This is a genomic window from Pedobacter sp. SG908 (genome assembly GCF_011759615.1).
Taxonomy (GTDB): Bacteria; Bacteroidota; Bacteroidia; order Sphingobacteriales; family Sphingobacteriaceae; genus Pedobacter; species Pedobacter riviphilus.
Map to the genome: position 1 here is coordinate 735,566 of NZ_JAAOYY010000003.1, position 18,520 is coordinate 754,085.

At 38.0% G+C, this 18,520-nt stretch carries 19 protein-coding genes; 7 read left to right on the top strand and 12 right to left on the bottom strand.

The window, feature by feature from the left end:
• The first annotated feature begins 24 nt into the window (after positions 1-24).
• The 5 genes from FHT21_RS23735 to FHT21_RS23755 all read left to right on the top strand — a co-directional run bounded on the left by FHT21_RS23735 (position 25) and on the right by FHT21_RS23755 (position 4,788).
• Positions 25-2,103: an insulinase family protein gene (locus FHT21_RS23735; RefSeq protein WP_167297177.1), complete on the top strand. Its 2,079-nt coding sequence runs from the start codon at positions 25-27 to the stop codon at positions 2,101-2,103.
• 286 nt (positions 2,104-2,389) lie between these two features.
• Positions 2,390-2,758: a cytochrome c gene (locus FHT21_RS23740; RefSeq protein ID WP_167297178.1), complete on the top strand. Its 369-nt coding sequence runs from the start codon at positions 2,390-2,392 to the stop codon at positions 2,756-2,758.
• A gap of 48 nt (positions 2,759-2,806) precedes the next feature.
• Entirely contained in the window at positions 2,807-3,349 is a 543-nt protein-coding gene (locus tag FHT21_RS23745; protein ID WP_167297179.1) for a YceI family protein, read from the top strand.
• 6 nt (positions 3,350-3,355) lie between these two features.
• On the top strand, positions 3,356-4,303 hold the full coding sequence (locus tag FHT21_RS23750; protein WP_167297180.1) for a DUF5777 family beta-barrel protein: 948 nt from the start codon (positions 3,356-3,358) through the stop codon (positions 4,301-4,303).
• A 32-nt stretch (positions 4,304-4,335) separates the two neighbouring features.
• The gene (locus tag FHT21_RS23755) at positions 4,336-4,788 is read left to right on the top strand and encodes a Rieske (2Fe-2S) protein (RefSeq protein WP_167297181.1); all 453 of its coding nucleotides are present in this window, start codon (positions 4,336-4,338) and stop codon (positions 4,786-4,788) included.
• A gap of 60 nt (positions 4,789-4,848) precedes the next feature.
• On the opposite strand, the gene FHT21_RS23760 is transcribed toward FHT21_RS23755, so the two are convergent.
• The 3 genes from FHT21_RS23760 to FHT21_RS23770 are packed head-to-tail and all read right to left on the bottom strand — an operon-like array spanning position 4,849 to position 8,082.
• The gene (locus FHT21_RS23760; protein ID WP_167297182.1) at positions 4,849-5,991 is read right to left on the bottom strand and encodes an ABC transporter permease; all 1,143 of its coding nucleotides are present in this window, start codon (positions 5,989-5,991) and stop codon (positions 4,849-4,851) included.
• Positions 5,991-7,127 carry a glycosyltransferase gene (locus tag FHT21_RS23765; protein ID WP_167297183.1) on the bottom strand — a complete coding sequence of 379 codons (1,137 nt, stop codon included), beginning with the start codon at positions 7,125-7,127 and terminating at the stop codon, positions 5,991-5,993. The genes FHT21_RS23760 and FHT21_RS23765 overlap by 1 nt, the downstream gene beginning before the upstream one ends.
• On the bottom strand, positions 7,105-8,082 hold the full coding sequence (locus FHT21_RS23770) for a lysylphosphatidylglycerol synthase domain-containing protein (RefSeq protein ID WP_167297184.1): 978 nt from the start codon (positions 8,080-8,082) through the stop codon (positions 7,105-7,107). The genes FHT21_RS23765 and FHT21_RS23770 overlap by 23 nt, the downstream gene beginning before the upstream one ends.
• A gap of 41 nt (positions 8,083-8,123) precedes the next feature.
• On the opposite strand from FHT21_RS23770, the gene ruvC reads away from it, so the two are divergent.
• Positions 8,124-8,711: a crossover junction endodeoxyribonuclease RuvC gene (gene ruvC / locus FHT21_RS23775; protein ID WP_167297185.1), complete on the top strand. Its 588-nt coding sequence runs from the start codon at positions 8,124-8,126 to the stop codon at positions 8,709-8,711.
• A 404-nt stretch (positions 8,712-9,115) separates the two neighbouring features.
• Here the strand turns inward: ruvC and FHT21_RS23780 are convergent, their stop codons facing one another.
• From FHT21_RS23780 to FHT21_RS23790, 3 genes are all read right to left on the bottom strand, one after another.
• A complete protein-coding gene (locus FHT21_RS23780; RefSeq protein WP_167297186.1) occupies positions 9,116-10,006 on the bottom strand; it encodes a DUF4349 domain-containing protein in 891 nt (296 codons plus the stop codon).
• A 1,014-nt stretch (positions 10,007-11,020) separates the two neighbouring features.
• The gene (locus FHT21_RS23785; protein WP_029278686.1) at positions 11,021-11,239 is read right to left on the bottom strand and encodes a hypothetical protein; all 219 of its coding nucleotides are present in this window, start codon (positions 11,237-11,239) and stop codon (positions 11,021-11,023) included.
• Between the two features lie 57 nt (positions 11,240-11,296).
• Positions 11,297-12,064: a 5'-nucleotidase, lipoprotein e(P4) family gene (locus tag FHT21_RS23790; protein WP_167297187.1), complete on the bottom strand. Its 768-nt coding sequence runs from the start codon at positions 12,062-12,064 to the stop codon at positions 11,297-11,299.
• Between the two features lie 172 nt (positions 12,065-12,236).
• On the opposite strand from FHT21_RS23790, the gene FHT21_RS23795 reads away from it, so the two are divergent.
• Positions 12,237-12,944: a hypothetical protein gene (locus FHT21_RS23795; RefSeq protein ID WP_167297188.1), complete on the top strand. Its 708-nt coding sequence runs from the start codon at positions 12,237-12,239 to the stop codon at positions 12,942-12,944.
• A gap of 290 nt (positions 12,945-13,234) precedes the next feature.
• On the opposite strand, the gene atpG is transcribed toward FHT21_RS23795, so the two are convergent.
• The 6 genes from atpG to atpB form a co-directional block, all read right to left on the bottom strand.
• On the bottom strand, positions 13,235-14,131 hold the full coding sequence (gene atpG, locus FHT21_RS23800) for an ATP synthase F1 subunit gamma (RefSeq protein WP_167297189.1): 897 nt from the start codon (positions 14,129-14,131) through the stop codon (positions 13,235-13,237).
• Positions 14,132-14,218: 87 nt separating this feature from the next.
• Entirely contained in the window at positions 14,219-15,793 is a 1,575-nt protein-coding gene (gene atpA, locus FHT21_RS23805; protein ID WP_167297190.1) for a F0F1 ATP synthase subunit alpha, read from the bottom strand.
• Between the two features lie 141 nt (positions 15,794-15,934).
• Positions 15,935-16,474 (bottom strand): ATP synthase F1 subunit delta, encoded by a 540-nt coding sequence (atpH, locus tag FHT21_RS23810; RefSeq protein WP_167297191.1) that lies wholly within the window; start codon positions 16,472-16,474, stop codon positions 15,935-15,937.
• Positions 16,475-16,535: 61 nt separating this feature from the next.
• On the bottom strand, positions 16,536-17,030 hold the full coding sequence (locus FHT21_RS23815) for a F0F1 ATP synthase subunit B (RefSeq protein ID WP_086547936.1): 495 nt from the start codon (positions 17,028-17,030) through the stop codon (positions 16,536-16,538).
• A gap of 87 nt (positions 17,031-17,117) precedes the next feature.
• Positions 17,118-17,330: an ATP synthase F0 subunit C gene (gene atpE, locus FHT21_RS23820; protein WP_025144011.1), complete on the bottom strand. Its 213-nt coding sequence runs from the start codon at positions 17,328-17,330 to the stop codon at positions 17,118-17,120.
• 42 nt (positions 17,331-17,372) lie between these two features.
• Positions 17,373-18,506, bottom strand: coding sequence for a F0F1 ATP synthase subunit A (gene atpB, locus FHT21_RS23825; RefSeq protein ID WP_167297192.1), 1,134 nt, complete (start codon positions 18,504-18,506; stop codon positions 17,373-17,375).
• Positions 18,507-18,520: the final 14 nt, after the last annotated feature.

Sequence of the window (18,520 nt, forward strand, 5' to 3'; positions counted from 1 at the left end):
TTTTTCATTTTAATTATTAAAAACATGAAGAAATTATTTATTATAGCTGCAATTTCCTTATTGGCTCAAGGTATTTCAGCACAAACAATAGATCGAAGCCACAAGCCAAAACCGGGTCCAGCACCTGTTATTACCGTTGGCGATCCTGTTATTTATAAGTTAGCGAATGGCATCACTGTTTTGGTTGTAGAAAACCATAAATTGCCAAAAGTATCAGCAAGTTATAGTATCGATGCAGGTCCTATTACCGAAGGTGCAAAAGCGGGCGTTGTTGGTTTGATGGGCAATATGCTAAACGAAGGAACCACAACTAAGACCAAAGCACAATTTGATGAGGCAGTAGATCAGTTAGGTGCCGATGTAGGTGCTGGTTCTTATGGCGGCAGTGCTTCTGCTTTAACCCGTTATTTCCCTCAGGCATTCGCTTTAATGGCCGAGAGTATCCGTAAACCTGCTTTTCCGGCAGAATCTTTCGAAAAACTAAAATCGCAAACCATTACTGGGTTAAAATCTAACGAGAAAAGTGCAAAAGCTATTTCAGCACGTGTGGTAAATGCATTGGCTTATGGCAAAAACCATCCTTATGGAGAATTTGAAACCGAGGCTTCTATTACGGGCATTACTTTAGACGATGTAAAAGCGGCTTACAAGAAATACATTACCCCATCAAGGGGTTATTTAACTTTTGTAGGCGATATTAAACCAGAAGCTGCCAAAGCTTTGGCAGAGAAAGCCTTTGGCGATTGGAAAGGCACTGCCTTAACTTTACCAGTACTTACTAAAGTTGCTAATCCTGCCAAAACAGAAGTAGACATCGTTAATGTGAGCAACGCAGTTCAATCTGAAATTACGGTTGTGAACTTAATCGACCTGCCAATGAGCAGCCCTGATTATTTTCCAATATTATTGGCGAACCAGATTTTAGGTGGTGGCTCTGAATCGAGATTATTTGATAACCTCCGCGAGAAACATGGCTTTACTTACGGTGCATACTCAAGCACAGGCTCAGGCCGTTTCCAATCTAAATTTTCGGCTACCGCAGCAGTTAGAAATGAGAAAGTTGATAGTGCAGTAGTAGAATTTTTAAGAGAAATTAACACCATCCGCACGACAAAGGTTACTGCTGATGAATTACAGAATGCCAAAAATCTTTTTAATGGATCGTTTGCGCTAGGCTTAGAAAACCCGGCACGTACTGCAGGCTTCGCTAGTAATATCTTAATTAACAACTTACCAAAGGATTTTTACCGCACTTATTTACAAAAGATTAATGCCGTAACTACCGACGATATTTTAAGAGTAACTAAAAAATACTTTAACCATGATAATACACGTATTGTAATTGTGGGCAAAACGGATGCATTTGCAGCTGGCTTAGCCAAAGCAGGTTTTAAAACACAGGTTTATGATAACTATGCAAATCCGGTTAAAGCAACCGAAACTGCTACTGTGCAAACAGCTGCACCTGCAGAAATTATCAAAAACTACATCAAAGCCATTGGCGGTGAAGAGGCTATTAAAAAAATAACTTCATTACAGCAAAATGGTGAAATGGAAATGCAAGGTCAAAAGCTTGCGGTCACCATTAAAAACATGGCGCCTAACTTAAGCAGCATGGAAATTTCTATGGGGGGCCAAACCGCTATGAAACAGGTTTATAATGGCAAAACAGGTTATACCTTGCAAATGGGCCAAAAGGCTGAATTAACTGGCGATGACCTGGCTGAAAAGAAAGATGATAAAGGCTATGGAGCTCAAGTGTATTATGCAACAGATGGAACGAAAATTGAAGCAGCTGGAACAGCAAAGGTAGGTACTGCTGATGCCTTTAAATTAAATATCACCTCTCCCTCAGGCAAAAAGAAAACTGAATATTACGACACCAAATCAGGCTTACTTTTAAAAGACGAGAGTACCACGACCAAAGGTGGAACAGAAATAAGTCAATCTACTGAATATTCAAACTACAAGAAAGTTGGCGATGTTTTATTTCCGTTTACTTTAACTCAATCGGTGGCAACCCCACAAGGTTCTCAGGAGTTTTCAGTTGTAATTATAGATATTAAAGTTAATCCGCCATTAAAGGCCGAAGATTTCAACTAGGTTTTAGATATAATCTATCTCGAAAGCCGTTCCGATGTAAAATCGGAACGGCTTTTTTATTTTTTTTTTTATTGCGGGCAACCATTACCGATAAAACTACGTAACGATTAAGATTTCAGTAGAAATTACATAACCATGATTATTAAAAAAACTGTTATGCTTTCAAATAAACAGAACATACATTGAAAAAATCGGCCATCGCCACAAAAAATTTCAGTTGCACCGCAATCAGACATGAGGATATAGAAATGAATCTATCACCAATTTTAATCTTAATTAAATACCTATGAAAAAACAAAATTCAATCTTTTTATTAGCCGCTATTACCGCCTTGCTTTTTGCCTGCTCTAAAAAACAAGCAGAAGAATTAAAGCCAGAAACACCAACACCCAATGGCCCAGCGCCTGTAACCACAACGAATGTAACCTACTCAAATTTTGCCGGGGCATTGTTTCAAACCAAATGCAACAGCTGCCATGGGCCTAATGGAGGAGTGAAAGGGGTATGGGCATTAAATGGTTTAGCTTCTATAAAAAATGATGCACGTGTAGCTAATTCTGTCCTGGTTACCAAAACAATGCCAAAAGGCGGATCACTAACTGTTAGCGAAAGAGAGTTATTACAAGCCTGGGTTGATAAAGGCATGCCAGAATAAGCAATCGAAATTGACGCCGGTTTTATTAAGGACTTAAATACATTACAGATGCAAAAATTATTTTTCACATTAACAGCCCTATTTTTATGCACAGGCATAAAAGCCCAGATTTGGGTAAGTAAAAGCGTTAATTCTTCGTTTTTTTCTTCAACACCTGTAGAAGATATCGATGCACAGAGTAAAACAGGTGCTTCGGCACTTAATACCAAAACCAACGATATCATTTTCAAAATCAATAATACTTCTTTTCAATTTAAGAAAAAACTGATGCAGGAGCATTTTAACGAAAATTATATGGAAAGTGATAAGTTCCCTACTTCTGATTTTAAAGGGAAAATTGTAGAACAGATCGATTTTTCGAAACCAGGTACTTATCCTGTTACGGTTAAGGGCAACCTGCAGATCCATGGCGTAACCAAAGAGTATACGACAAAAGGATCCTTGGTAATTACCGGCGATGAAGCAAAAGCCACTTCTACATTCAATGTAAAACTGGCCGATCATGATATCAAAATCCCAACGATCGTTTTTAAACAGATTGCAGAAATCATACAGGTAAAAATGACTGCTATTTATCAACCTAAAAAATAAAATTTCATGAAATATCATCTAAAATCTCTGTTATACCTATTTGCGATCTGTTTGCCGTATTTGGCATCTGCACAAGATTCGCTTGAGAATGCTTTACAGCTACCCGCCGAAAAAAAGAATGTACAGGCTACTTTTAAGGCTACCAAACTGATCAACATCCAAACCAATGAAACCATTTATAAAAATGAACTTGATTTTAGGGTAGATCACCGTTTTGGCGATATTGCAGGTAGCGCAGGTGGTACCAAAAACTTTTTTGGACTGGATCAGTCAACAGATATCCGTATTGGTTTTGAATACGGAATCAGTGATAGACTTTCGGTAGGTTTATCAAGGGCAAAAGGAGCCGGTGTAGTAACACAGCTTTACGAAGGAAACTTAAAATATCGTTTGCTGGAGCAAACCGCTGATGATAAGGTACCTGTTGCGGTAACTTTATTTGGCAGTACTACCCTTTCGGCAGCGAAAGCCTCAACAGACCCTACTGCAGCAAATGCATTCAGCGAATTCCAGGACCGTTTGACCTACGTGGTGCAAGCCGTAATTGCCCGTAAATTTAATTCAAACTTCTCGGTATTGTTAATGCCATCGTACGTACACCGCAACTTTACTGTTTTTGGCGATCAGAACGACATGCTCGCGCTGTCGGTTGGTGGTCGTATCAAAATTACCAAACGTATGGCCTTTGTGGCCGATTATACCATTCCGTTCAGGGATAAAAATAAAGAGGCTTATCTCGAAAGCACATTAGGGACACAGTATTATAAGACACTTGGTGCCGGACTGGAGTTTGAAACTGGAGGCCATATTTTCCACCTTAATTTCACCAACGCCACAGCTATACAGGAGTCGCAATTTATTACCGATACTAATACTTCCTGGCTTAAGGGACAATACCGTTGGGGCTTTAGTATTGCCCGAAGGTTCTCTTTCGATAAGAAGAAAGCAAAGTAGATCAAAAACCAACCAATAAAAACTAAATCATTATGGAACGTAACGAATTTATCAAATCATTGGGACTAGGTGTTGCTATGGTTTGTACCGGAGCTTGTTTTTCTGCTTGCGGTAAAAAAAGTGATGCACCAGAACCCAGCAAACCAAACGGTGGCGGTGTTCCTTCCGGAACTACTGCTAGCGTAGATCTGAGCACACAATTACTAACAATTGGTGCATCGCTCACCGTAAACAGCATATTGTTTATCCGTACCGCTGCAGGGAATACCACTACCTCATTTGTAGCCACACAAGCGGTTTGCCCACACCAGGGCGGTGCATTAAGTTTCATCCAGGCCAGCAACTACATTCAATGTGGCTTGCATAGTTCGAGGTATAGCACTTCGGGAAGCATTTTAGCCCAACCAAATGATGGTGGCACCACGAGTGCACTAAAAGTTTATCCGCTTACTGTTTCAGGAAATACACTAACCGCAACAGCCTAAGCTTTTGTTTTTAAGGGTAAAGCAGTATCGTAATTGGTACTGCTTTTTTTATGATACTGATTAAACCGTTACATTTTGCCCTTTTACATCGAAGGCATCTCGTAAGCCTATGGCCAGTACATTAAAAGCATAAACGGTAAGCATAATAGCTAAACCAGGCAAAATGGCAAGATAAGCGGCGTCCATAATGATATAACCATAATGTTCTTTAATCATACTCCCCCAACTTGGCATGGGTGGCTGCGCACCAAAACCTAAAAAGCTTAGTCCGGTTTCTAGCAATATGGCCGAAGCAAAATTAGATGAGGCTACCACTAAAATTGGCCCTGCAATGTTCGGTAATATATGTTTGATAATGGTTCTGCTTGTACTAAAACCCAGGGCTCTTGCTGCTTCTACAAATTCGACCTCTTTTAAAGCCATTACCTGCCCACGCACCAATCTGGCAACATCTACCCAGGTAGATAAACCTACCGCAATAAATATCTGCCAAAAACCTTTACCCAAAGCAAACGATATAGCAATAACGAGCAGTAGGGATGGTAGCGACCAAACAACATTCATAAACCAGCTAATTGTAGCATCTACACGCCCGCCAAAATAGCCAGCTATTGCACCCAAACTTACACCAATAAAAAGGGAGATCAGAACAGCCATTAAACCTACAGATAACGAAACTCTGATACCTAAAATTAACCGGCTTAATAAATCGCGCCCATAAATATCAGTTCCCAGCATATAGCTTTGTTTATAAATATTGTTTTTCTCGAAAAGAATCTGCGGAGTGCCGGCTTTTGAAGGTAAAACACAACTGGGGCATAAATCTTTTAATCTGTATACTGTTTCTTTGGCTTTTTCGTCGTCGCCAATATATTCTTGCACAAAAACTGCCTGATCTTTGATCTTGTAAGAAGTTATCGGGATACTTTTAAAAGTAGGTGTTTGCCCATGGAGCATTCTCTCGAAAAAGTTAACTTTTTCTACATTGGGGTTCCGGTTGATGATTAAGAAAATAAAAGTACTGCCAGGTTTCTTTTTGTTTAACTGGAGGGTTTGCACATTCGCATTTGGAGAATCATCAGGCATAATTAAATAACCCAAAATACCCATTACCATCAAAAGTAAAATAAAGGCCAATCCGCCAAAAGCAAATTTATTCCGCTTAAATTTTAACCATACTTTTTTCGATGGGCTACTATCCATTATCTAACCATTCTGCCTTTCCAATTGTATTTTCCACTGTTTCCAGCAATGCCGATGTACACCATATAAAGCACATGCAACACATTTAAAACAGGGATTAAAATGAGTAAACTGCGCCTTTTTGCAAAGCCGGTTACATCCCATAAAAATAAGGTTTCTAAAACCATTTTAACCAATAATTGATAAAATGTGATCGCTAAAAACCCTGGAATAAAAAGTCCGGTGATAAAGTTTGCCAGAATAGTGAGGTTAAAGATCCAAATCAGTACCCCCAACACAATAATGGCTTTGTTTTTATAACGGGTGCTCTTCGAGGCCCAGCGTTTACGCTGTTGTATAAATGCACTTAAAGTTTCTTTTGCATGGGTGTATACAATGGCTTCCCTATTTTTGAGGAAACCGATCTGATCTGGATATTTGGCTGCAATTTTATGCAACAGTAGCTCATCATCGCCCGATGCCAGATCATCTATTCCCTGGAAACCACCAACCTCATAAAAAGTTATTTTTTCATAGGCCAGATTTGCACCGTTACAAGTTGACGGTTGCTTGTTTCCAATGGTAGAAGCCCCTAAACCAATAAGATAAAGAAATTCTAAAGATTGCAATCTTTCAAAGAAACTTTTCTCCTGAAAATAAGCTACTGGCGAAGAGATCATTTTATAGTTTTTCTGTTCGTATAAATTTACAATGGTTGCCAGCCAAGCGGGGCCCATCCTGCAATCTGCATCAGTGGTAATAATCAGATCGCCAGAGCAGCTACCTATTGCTGTTTGAATAGCTTTCTTTTTGTATGAATTTAAGGCCCTGTCTTCATTTAGTTTGATCAGTTTCACATTCCTATCCGCGTAACTCAATACAATTTCACTAGTACGATCAGTAGAGTGATCATCAATAATAATAATCTCTGTTAAAGCTTTAGGATATTGCTGTGCAATCAGATCATCAATGGTTTTGGCGATATTCGCTTCCTCATCCCTTGCCGCAACAATAATAGAAACTTTGGTTTGGGGATCTGACTTTTGTGGCCTAAAATAGACCAGGTTATGCCATCCTCTAATGAAATTAAGCACCAAAAAACCATAAATTAAGGTTAGAGCAGCAGATATAAGACTAATTAGATTTAAGATTTCCAAAAAAATTGAGTTTAAAAACGAAATAAGTGCCTAAGATAGCAGGAATTATAATATTTATGAGCCATATACTTGCAGTACATGCAATAACAGCCACATGTTGATCGGTTACATGTTTAAATAATTCAACGGCGGTAACACTCCGTATACCAACATCAAAAAGATCTAAAGATGGCAATGCCGATTGAACCAAAAAGAGCAAACAGGTCATCATAATGATATCTGCATAATGCAAACCTGGTATCAACCAGATAAACAGAATGAAATATTGCGAGCTAAATACCAGATAACGGGCAAAACAATAAGTGATGATTTTAAACAACTCTCTTTTTCGGTAACGACCTAAAATGCTGTAAAACTTCTTGTATTTCCTGGTGAATTTAATAGAGAGCAGAATCCCGTTTAACCAACGGATATTAAAGTAGAAGATCAGAAAAAAAAGGCAAAAAATTACCGCAAAAAATACAAGAGCAATAAATAGTACAGGATCGATAGGGATAAAACGGTATACAAAAAAGCAGACTGCAATGGCTCCAAAAACATTGGTCAGCACTAACTGACCGATACTGCCTACACTCATGGCCACAATACCCACAATCCTTCTTTTGGGCGAAAGGAAAAATACCCTCCCTCCATACTCTCCTAATCTGTTAGGCGTAAAAATGGCCAATGTTAATCCGCAAAATACCGATTCGATAGCACGATAAAAGCTGATAGGCTCGATGTGGCTCATTAAGTATTTCCATTTACCCGCCTCTAAAAACCAGTTTACAAACATAAGGAGCACTACTATCCCGATTATTGTGATAATTTCTATCTGAGGGATATCTTTTAATAAAGTACTGAAATCGTGCAGATTTTTATTCGCAACCAGCTTATGGTAAATAAACCAAAAAGCAAATATTACAATTGCAGCTTTGATGAAGATTGATAATATTTTTTTGTTCTTGCCTGTCAAGATTATCTTTTTAGTTTGCAAATATGCTTAATATTGCTGTAATGTTGAACGAAAAAAAGGAACGGGTTATTATGGGCATAGACCCCGGCACTGCGGTGATGGGTTATGGCGTAATTTTAGAGAAGGGAAATAAAACAGAACTGATCAGTTTAGGCGTGGTAAAGATGACCCATTTAGATGATCCATTCCTAAAACTTCAGCGGATATTCGAAAAAACAGTGGTTTTGATCGATCAGTACAAGCCCGATGTTCTGGCCATCGAAGCACCGTTTTATGGAAAAAATATTCAGGTATTGTTAAAACTGGGTCGGGCGCAGGGCATTGCCATTGCAGCTGCACTCTCCAGAAATATCTCGGTGACTGAATATTCTCCACGTAAGATCAAACAATCGATTACGGGTAGCGGAAATGCCACTAAAGAGCAAGTGGCAGCCATGTTGCAACGCTTGTTAAATTTTAAAGAAACGCCAGAATTTTTAGATGCTACTGATGGGTTGGCTGTAGCCGTTTGCCATTCCTTTCAAAAAATTACCTCAGGAGGGAAATCCAAAACCTATTCGGGCTGGGAATCTTTTGTAAGTGATAACAAAACCAAGGTTAAAGGTACCACGGTTAAGGCAAAAAAATAGTTCTCATTTCCAAGTTCCCGTTACCCTGAATTTATTTCAGAGTCTATTTAGCAGGAAAGATGCTGAAATAAATTCAGCATGACGATTGCGTTAGTCAGTTGCCCATAAATAAAAAAACTTTATAAAAAAATGGTTCGTGCGAACACGAACCATGGAGAGCGTTGGTGAGCCACCATAATGTTATTGAGTAGATAAATTAAAAACGATGTCATCCTGGGGTACCGGGGTATCGTCATTCCCAACTTGATTGGGAATCCTAATGCTATAAGCTTTAAGATTCCTTCATACGCGGGAATGACGCCCAATTTTAGAATCTATCATTGATAGCCTCGAAAGACGGTGTTGATCTACTACACGTAATGGCCTTCGACTAGGCCCAGACTGACAATTGATAGAACAGATGATTATTGCCGAGCCCGATCAATCATATTTTTAGTCGCTTCATCCATTGCTAATTTATTCTTACGGATAAAATATTTTATAGTAAAGAAGATTACAATCCCTATCAATATCAACATCCATAAATTGGAAATTGCGATGATGATTTCTTTAAAAATTGTCCAGCCATTTACAATACCCAACCAAAGTCTGTTCATAAATGCCGGACGGTAGTCGTACAGATTGTCATTGGCAACAATCATCGTTTTAACGGTATTATCCTGATAAAAATTAAGGGTAATGGTACTGAATTTTACGCGATTATCGATTTGCATATTCTCGATTCTCTTGTCTACATAATCGTCTTTGATGTAAAGAGAAGATTCCACATTGGCACTTTTCTTCGAGGCTACTTTATTGATCTTTTCAATCGCATCGACCCGATTCTGTGCTTTTAGCTTATTGGATAAATAGGCGATACTTTGATCGTCCATCTTCATCGATTGGTTATCCACAAAAACCGCCATTTTTGCAATGGTATTCGTAAATTCATCCAATTTCTCCGACGGAACTTTTGCTACCAGATAACCCTGAGTGCGATAAGAAGTAATTTCTTTAAGCGAATCGGTAGATTGTTTAACCTTATCAGTTTCTTGGATGGTACTTTCGATCGAGAATTCGGCAACAGTCCCCCCTTCGACTTTAATGGTTTTACTGAGCTGTTCTTTGGTATTTTGAACATCTTTTACCCTAAAACGCATATCTGCAGTTTTGATAATCTTAGCTGTACTTGTACTATCTGTAAGCACTCTTAATTCATTCGCGACGATAGCTTCGGAGCTGGCATACTTTTCATTCGATTTTTGGCAGCCAAAAATTGTTAAAACTATGGCTATAGCAATTATATTCCTTTTCATGATTCAGTGGTTCTAAAAAATTAATCATTTTAAATATCTGCTTCAAATGGCCATTAGAAGTTTTGCGTTTTGGGTTGGTTTGTAACGCTCTTTTCACTTAATACTACAAAGTGATTTAGGTAACCCAAAAAACAAATTGTTTATATAGAGATGTTATATAGCCTACATTTCCATAAAGTAAAAAGGCAAAAACAAAAATGGCAGTCACAATGTAAAACCGAAAGCCGCAGAACTGTCGGGTTTTGGATAGGAAAGGTTTGCCTAAGTAATTTAAACCTGGCAGTAGCGGGCACCGAACGAAGGGAGGTAAAGCGGATGGCAGGACTATCGGAACCGATAACTACAGGACCCTACTTTTCAAAAAAAGAAGGCTACATTTCCAGCAAAACAGCCATTGGTACCAGAAAACCTATTTTATTTTTTTGAAAAGCAAATACAGAAGCAGTTGGGTTATAGCAGCCCCGCCATTTGCTTTAGCCCCGATGAAGAATCGGGGGCTGCCGCGGCTGTCGGGTTTAGGATAGAAAGGCCTGCCTAAGTAATTTAAACCTAACAGGAGCGAGCACCGAACGCAGGGAGGTAAAGCGGATGGCAGGACTATCGGAACCGATAACCACAGGACCCCTGCTTTTCAAAAAAAGAAGGTTACATTTCCAGCAAAACAGCCATTGGTACCAGAAAACCTATTTTATTTTTTTGAAAAGCAAATACAGAAGCGGTCGGGTTTAGTGCGGAAAGGTTGACCCAAGTAACTTAAACCGCGTAGAAAGTTTGTAACACAGAACTGCTGGTATTAAACCTGATAAAGCGAAAAGCCCACAGCGAGGCACGAGTGAGGACTTGAAGCGATAGCAGGACTACAGGCCGCCATTAACAGATTACCGAACGTTTCCAAAAAAATATTTTATTCTTTATCCTAACCATGTAAACTTCTCAGATTTTGACAGGGCAGATAAAACAGAAAAGCCGGTGATGAATGAACATAACCGGCTTTATATTTTGATAGTAGAACGCTTAAGCGTCTAATATTTTGAATACACCTTTAATGGCAATAATTGCACCGATGAACAAAACAATCCAGGATGCTAAAGATACTTGCCACGAATCGTAAGCGAAACGCGCGTAAGTACCTACCATGCAAACCAGTACACCAAAAATCATTAATTTATAAATTCCTGGCTGGTTAGCCGTTTTCATACTTTCTGTATTGTGCTTTAATTCGTTGTTCTCCATAATATTTATTTTTATGATGTTGCAAAAGTAATACTTATTGCTGAATAATTATAAAACTTAGTAACTTTTTAATCGTTCTAATCTTTGTTTCGCTTTATCTTTATCACTAAGTTTTTCTCCCTGATACAAAGGCTTTTCCCAATCGCCATACATGGGGTTTGGCAATACGATATACTTTGTCCCAAATAGGTTCTGATTTGCATTTACCTCTTCAAAGGTATTTTTATTTTCTCGATAAAAAATGTTGTTGAAATCGCTTAAATTATCGCCACATAACAGAAGGATATTATGCGTTTCCGTAATTTTTTGGCGGCGAGGTTCTTTATTTGAGGTTCCTTTCGAGACTACCAAATGTGCATCATCTGCATAAGGAAAGCCAAAGTGTTGCAGGTTTTTCAATGTTGCTGTATAATCTTTTTCATCGCGGTTACTCACATAAAAGGTTTCGATATGCTTTGATGCTGCAAACTTTAAAAAAGCCAAAGCCCCAGGAACGGTATCGGCCTGGGCCAGATTCGTCCATTCGGTCCAATCTTCTGGCACATAACTTAATCCTTTTTTAATTTTATGCCCCTGAAAAGCCGAGTTGTCCAAAACCGTCTCGTCTATATCAACGATCACACAATTTGGCTTCTTACTCGTATCAGCCCATAAAGCTTCCTTTAATGATAAACGGGCAAAGTTGTAAGCTTGGAAACATAAGGCCCTGTATTCGCCCGAGCTTTGTTGCCAAAGCACAGCATTGGTATAGTCTCTCGCAGGATTTTGGGCCACAGCAGCAAATGGCAGCACAAACGATATAATGATGAATAGGTATTTTTTCATGATTTGGAATTAAAATTCAAAGATATAAACTCTTATGATGCAGAATTCATTTAAACATCATTTAAATCATATTACGATAAATTCACAACAAAAAATCACTAATAGCTCACCTATTAATTTTTTAGTTATAGAAATTTATTAGTTTTGAGTACACACAAATAAAATCATTATTATGAAATCTAAAAGCTTATTAGGGCTAGCTATTGCCCTATTTTTTCTTGCAGCCTGCAAGAAGGATAACCCGATTATTGAACCTCCGGTAGTTATCGAAAAAGAAGACCCTTTAGAATATGCTCACGACAGCATTTCTTACAGTATTGATGGAATCACTTATAAGCTGTCTAAATATTCCAGTTTATCTGGAGCCAGTAACAGACAGCCGTATTCAAAAGTAGATTCAATTGTCAACTACGGTTATTATATATCTGGTATTAAAGATTCGGTTTTATATTCAAGGATATATGGAATATATAGTGACCAGCAAAAAGTAAACGTAATATTTATTAAAACTTATAACAAAGCATCAATGTTGCAATCACTTGTTTTGAGGCCAAAAGATATTATGGATTTATTTACAGTCGGGCAGAGAAATTATGCGTTGGATTATGGTAGAGATAATATACAAAATGGTGTTGCAATAAGCATCTCTGATGGATTTAAGACATATGGTTCAGATTCATTTAGAACACCACCACAATTAAGTGCTGATGCTCAAAAGAATTCAAAATTTGAAATCACAAGCTTAAAGAAATTAAAGTCTGGCACATATGTTTTAGAAGCTAAATTTAATGCAATGGTTTACAACGAAAAGAATGTGAGTAAAAAATTAGAAAATGGATATCTGAGATTAGTTATGAGTAAATATGACTTAATCTTATAAATAACCAGGATGTCCATTGCAATTTAAGAATGCCCCTATCCGCTTTAGATAAGATCAGTGTTTCTGCTTCAGGATAAGCTTGTATAAAAAGTTAAATGGATTTATTTTTACCCCTTTCCACTTAGATTCAGCGGCCAAAAATTCTTGCTTCTTTTTTTCAATAATCCATAAAAAACATAATTATTCTGGATTAATATTAACAACAAAAAGCCCATTTCAGTTAAGAAATGGGCTTTGTATTTTATATAACCAGTACTGCTAACTCAAAACTGTGAGCTGCAAACTAAATGTTATCCGTTCAATGCTGCTGCACCACTTACAATCTCAGTTAACTCCGTTGTAATTGCTGCCTGACGTGCCTGGTTATATGAGAGTTTTAAGGCTTTCAATAATTCGCCAGCATTTTCAGTTGCTTTATCCATTGATGTCATACGTGCACCATGCTCAGAAGCATGAGAATCTAACACGGCTTTGTACAACTGGATTTTAATTGATTTAGGAATTAACTGCTCTACAATTTCTTCTTGAGAAGGTTCTAAAATATAATCAACGTTTGTTGTTTTCTTATCAGTTTTTAGATCCGCTGGCGTTTCTTCTGCTTTAGGCAGAGGCAACAACTGCTCAGTAGTAATAAATTGCACTGCTGCGTTTCTAAAACGGTTATAAACTACTTCTACTTTATCAAACTCACCTTTAATAAAACCGGCCATAATCGCATCCGTAATTTTGGTTACGTTTTCGAAAGTTAAAGCCGAATACACTTCGTTATTGTTGCCAATAACGTTGTATTTACGCTTTTCATAAAAGTCTTGAGTTTTCTTACCGATAGAAATAATGCTCACATTACCGTTTTTCAACTGTTCGCTATATTTTTCGGCAATTAAATTGTTGGCCGCTTTAATTACGTTCATGTTAAAAGCACCAGCCAAACCACGATTTGATGATACAGTAACAATTAAAACCTTATTGGGCTCACGTTCCTGGATAAAAGGTGATGAAGAGCCTTCTAAACTTGCTGATAGATTACCTAAAATCTCTTTCAGTTTAGTTGCATAAGGGCGTAAAGCGATAATTGCGTTGGTAGCACGTTTCAACTTAGCCGCCGAAACCATTTTCATAGCTTTGGTGATTTGCTGTGTTGATTGTACCGATGCAATCCGGTTTCTTACTTCTTTTAAATTAGCCATTTTTTAAGTATCGAGTATTAAGTGTCAAGTATCAAGAATGGATTCGTTTATCTGTCTTGATACTTGATACTCATTACTTGTATCTAATTAGTATTTACTTGAAATCTCTTTTGCTACTGTATCTAAAACACCAGTAATGCTATCATCAAATTTACCAGCTTTTAATGCCGCTAAAGTTTCTGGATGACGTAATTCCAATTGGGTCAAAAATTCAGTTTCAAATTCTTTAACCTTGTTAACCGGAACACTACGCATTAAGTTTTTAGTACCAGCGTAAACAATTGCAACTTGTTTCTCAACAGTAAACGGAGAGAACTGTGCTTGTTTCAACATTTCTACGTTACGTGCACCTTTATCTAATACCGATTTAGTTGCAGCATCTAAGTCAGAACCGAATTTAGAGAAAGCCTCTAACTCGCGGTATTGAGCCTGATCTAATTTTAAAGTACCTGCTACTTTTTTCATCGATTTGATCTGCGCATTACCACCCACACGTGATACCGAGATACCTACGTTAATAGCCGGACGGATACCTGAGTTAAACAAGTTAGACTCTAAGAAGATCTGACCATCGGTAATCGAAATTACGTTGGTTGGGATATACGCTGATACGTCACCTGCCTGAGTTTCGATAATTGGTAAAGCTGTTAATGAACCACCACCTTTAACGATGTGTTTAATCGACTCAGGTAAATCGTTCATGTTTTTAGCGATATCATCGTTAGCGTTGATTTTTGCAGCTCTTTCTAACAAACGACTGTGTAAGTAGAAAACGTCTCCTGGATAAGCTTCACGGCCCGGTGGACGACGAAGTAATAAAGATACCTCACGATAAGCAACAGCTTGTTTAGATAAATCATCATAAACAATTAAAGCTGGTTTACCAGTATCGCGGAAAAATTCGCCAATTGCAGCACCTGCAAACGGCGCATAGAACTGCATTGGAGCAGGATCTGCAGCTGAAGCAGCAACAACAACTGTATATGGTAAAGCACCGTTTTCCTCCAGTGTACGTACAATGTTAGCTACAGTAGAGTTTTTCTGACCGATAGCTACATAAATACAGAACACAGGCTGCCCTGCTTCATAAAATTCTTTTTGGTTGATAATGGTATCGATACAAACGGCAGTTTTACCAATCTGACGGTCGCCGATAACCAACTCACGTTGACCACGACCGATTGGAATCATTGCATCAATTGCTTTAATACCAGTTTGTAAAGGCTCGTTTACCGGCTGACGGTAAATTACACCTGGTGCTTTGCGCTCTAAAGGCATTTCGTAAGTTTCACCTAAGATTGGACCTTTACCATCTAAAGGCTCACCTAAAGTGTTCACTACGCGGCCAAGCATACCTTCACCAACTTTAATAGAGGCAATTTTTTTGGTACGTTTAATGGTATCTCCTTCTTTGATCTCGTCTGAAGCACCCAAAAGTACCACACCAACGTTATCTTCTTCAAGGTTTAATACAATACCTTGCAGGCCGTTTGCAAATTCAACTAATTCTCCCGATTGAACTTTAGTTAAACCGTAAACACGGGCAATACCGTCGCCCACTTGCAACACGGTACCAACTTCTTCCAGTTCGGTTTCTGATTTGAAGCCCGCCAATTGCTGTCTGATAATTGCCGATACTTCGTCTGGTCTTACCTCTACCATAATTTTACTTTATATCTTTTTGTAAATGTTTAGTGCTTAGCGCATGGCGCTTGGCATTTATTTGCCATCCGCTTATCGCAATATTTTTTTGTTTGGCGTTTGTCGCATGGCGTTTTCCGCTATACGCTTATGGCCTCGCGCTTACTGCGCAAATTCTTTTTTTAGTTTACTTAAACCGCTGGCAATACTTGCATCAAATTGCTTATCGCCAACTTTTAATATAAAACCACCGATTAATTTTTCGTTAATTTTTTCGTTAACAATAACCTGATTGGCGTTTAATTCTCTTTTTACAATTGCAACAATCTGCTCTTTAGCAGCAGGGCTTAGTGCACTTGCAGTAGTTACATCAGCAGTAACAATACCCTTAATTAAGTTATATTGTTGAACGAACTGTTTAGCGGTGGCAAATAAAATCGCCGAACGGCCTTTGTTTACTACAATCTTGAAAAACGAGATGGTTAGTTTATTTACTTTATCAGCAAAAATACCGTTCAAAATACCAGTCTTTTTATCTAAAGGTACAATCGGGTTTTTTAATATTGCTTCTAGTTCAGGGGTTTCATCAACCACTTTCTCAAACAAAACCATATCATTATAAGAAGCTTCTAACGCATTGTTTTCAACGGCTAGGTCTATTAATGATTTGGCGTATCTGCTTGCAACTTTAATTTCTGACATATCTTTTGGGTTGGCGTTTAGCGGCTGGCGTTTAACATGCTTATCGCTTTACGCAATACGCTTAGTTTAATTCAACGTCTTTTAACAAGTTAGCTACTAAAGTTTCTTGTTTTGCTTTATCATCTAATTGCGTACGTAAAACACGCTCTGCAATTTCTAATGATAAAGAAGAAACCTGGTCTTTAACTTCAGCTAAAGCTGCTTTCTTTTGGTTCTCGATTTCGATTTTAGCTTTCTCGATCAATTTAGCACCCTCAACCTGAGCTTGTTTTTTAGCTTCGTTTAAGATACCATCCTTTAAGGTTTTCGCTTCCTTTAAAATCTCATCGCGTTCTGCACGGGCCTGTTGCATCAAATCCTGGTTCTGGCTGGTTAAACGAGCCATTTCCTGCTTCGCTAATTCAGCTTTGTTAAGGGCCTCATCAATGCTTTGCTCACGTTCGTGGATTGCACCTAAAATTGGTTTCCATGCAAATTTCCTAAGTAAGATCAATAAGCAAATGAATGCTAACGACGTCCAAAAAACCAATCCTATGCTTGGGGTTACTAATTCCATTTTTATCTAATTTTTAAAACAATCTTTTTAATAGGGCTGGGTAAATAACCAATCGTTAAATACCCAACCTAATTTCTTCAGTGATTATTAACCGTTTAAGCCTAATAATGCAACTACTACACCGAATAAGGCAGCACCCTCAATAAGGGCAGCAGCGATAATCATTGCAGTCTGAATTTTTGATGCAGCTTCTGGTTGACGAGCAATACCTTCCATTGCTTTACCACCTACTTGACCGATACCGATACCTGCACCGATTACTGCTAAACCGGCACCAATTGCCGCGATTGAACCTACCATAACTAATTTAATTTATATTAATTTGTAAAAAATAGTTTTCTATTAATGATGTTCTTCAACTGCCATACCAATAAATAAGGCAGTTAATAATGTAAAAATAAAGGCTTGTAAAAACGCTACCAGTAACTCCAATACATCCATAAACAATACGAACGCAACTGAAACTGGAGCAATAGCCAATGTTTCGAAAATAAATATTAAGGAAATTAAACTCAATACGATAATGTGACCTGCAGTAATGTTTGCGAACAAACGAACCATTAAAGCGAACGGCTTAGAAATGATACCAATTAATTCAACAGGGATCATAATCGGATACAACCAAAAAGGAACATCTGGTTTAAAAATGTGTTTCCAGTAGTATTTGTTACCATTAATATTTACGATGATTAAAGTTCCAAGTGCCATTACAAAAGTCAAGGCAATATTACCCGTAACGTTAGCGCCACCTGGGAAAATTGGAATTAAACCAAATAAGTTGTTGAATAAGATAAAGAAAAACGTAGTCAATAAATAAGGCATAAACTTAGCATATTTATGACCGATGTTCGGTTTGGCAATATCATCTCTTACAAAAACAATAATTGGTTCTACAAAAGATTGCAAACCTTTTGGTGCCTTACCTACACGTTTACGATAAGAAGCTGCCACTGAAATAAATATTACAAGTATTACAAAAATCGCAACGAACATTGCCGCAACGTTTTTAGTAATAGAGAAATCTAAAACAGATTTACTCGCTTCCTCGTCGATTTTTCCATCAGCACCAACCACTTTAATGTGATCTTCCTCTAAACGATAGTTATTGTATTTACCGTTATAATCATGTTCTCCATGATGGAAATGACCTGAAGAGAATACCTCTAAACCATTAGCCGTATATAAAATTACTGGAAGAGGCAATGAAGTATGCCCCCAAAGGTGCCACATATGTGAATCGGCAATGTGCTCCATGATCACTTTAGTTGGCTCGAATTTTTCTTCACCATGTTTAGCATCAGCTCCGTGCTCGCCAGAAACTGCATGAGCAGACTCGGCAACAGCACTATCAACAGGTACAACAGCGCTATCAACCTGAGCGAAAGTATCAATTTTGATAGATAAAAACGCGATTAAAAGCGTAAAAACAATAGTTAGCCTTTTAACTTTAGACACAAAAACTCGGTTACAATCCATTTATTGGCAGTTTT

What these genes read in the sequence shown, in the direction of transcription:
- FHT21_RS23735 (WP_167297177.1), top strand. Translation starts at nt 25, where the DNA reads ATGAAGAAATTATTTATTATAGCTGCAATTTCCTTATTGGCTCAAGGT.
- FHT21_RS23740 (WP_167297178.1), top strand. Translation starts at nt 2,390, where the DNA reads ATGAAAAAACAAAATTCAATCTTTTTATTAGCCGCTATTACCGCCTTG.
- FHT21_RS23745 (WP_167297179.1), top strand. Translation starts at nt 2,807, where the DNA reads ATGCAAAAATTATTTTTCACATTAACAGCCCTATTTTTATGCACAGGC.
- FHT21_RS23750 (WP_167297180.1), top strand. Translation starts at nt 3,356, where the DNA reads ATGAAATATCATCTAAAATCTCTGTTATACCTATTTGCGATCTGTTTG.
- FHT21_RS23755 (WP_167297181.1), top strand. Translation starts at nt 4,336, where the DNA reads ATGGAACGTAACGAATTTATCAAATCATTGGGACTAGGTGTTGCTATG.
- FHT21_RS23760 (WP_167297182.1), bottom strand. Translation starts at nt 5,991, where the DNA reads ATGGATAGTAGCCCATCGAAAAAAGTATGGTTAAAATTTAAGCGGAAT.
- ruvC (WP_167297185.1), top strand. Translation starts at nt 8,124, where the DNA reads ATGTTGAACGAAAAAAAGGAACGGGTTATTATGGGCATAGACCCCGGC.
- FHT21_RS23780 (WP_167297186.1), bottom strand. Translation starts at nt 10,006, where the DNA reads ATGAAAAGGAATATAATTGCTATAGCCATAGTTTTAACAATTTTTGGC.
- FHT21_RS23785 (WP_029278686.1), bottom strand. Translation starts at nt 11,239, where the DNA reads ATGGAGAACAACGAATTAAAGCACAATACAGAAAGTATGAAAACGGCT.
- FHT21_RS23790 (WP_167297187.1), bottom strand. Translation starts at nt 12,064, where the DNA reads ATGAAAAAATACCTATTCATCATTATATCGTTTGTGCTGCCATTTGCT.
- FHT21_RS23795 (WP_167297188.1), top strand. Translation starts at nt 12,237, where the DNA reads ATGAAATCTAAAAGCTTATTAGGGCTAGCTATTGCCCTATTTTTTCTT.
- atpG (WP_167297189.1), bottom strand. Translation starts at nt 14,131, where the DNA reads ATGGCTAATTTAAAAGAAGTAAGAAACCGGATTGCATCGGTACAATCA.
- atpA (WP_167297190.1), bottom strand. Translation starts at nt 15,793, where the DNA reads ATGGTAGAGGTAAGACCAGACGAAGTATCGGCAATTATCAGACAGCAA.
- atpH (WP_167297191.1), bottom strand. Translation starts at nt 16,474, where the DNA reads ATGTCAGAAATTAAAGTTGCAAGCAGATACGCCAAATCATTAATAGAC.
- FHT21_RS23815 (WP_086547936.1), bottom strand. Translation starts at nt 17,030, where the DNA reads ATGGAATTAGTAACCCCAAGCATAGGATTGGTTTTTTGGACGTCGTTA.
- atpE (WP_025144011.1), bottom strand. Translation starts at nt 17,330, where the DNA reads ATGGTAGGTTCAATCGCGGCAATTGGTGCCGGTTTAGCAGTAATCGGT.
- atpB (WP_167297192.1), bottom strand. Translation starts at nt 18,506, where the DNA reads ATGGATTGTAACCGAGTTTTTGTGTCTAAAGTTAAAAGGCTAACTATT.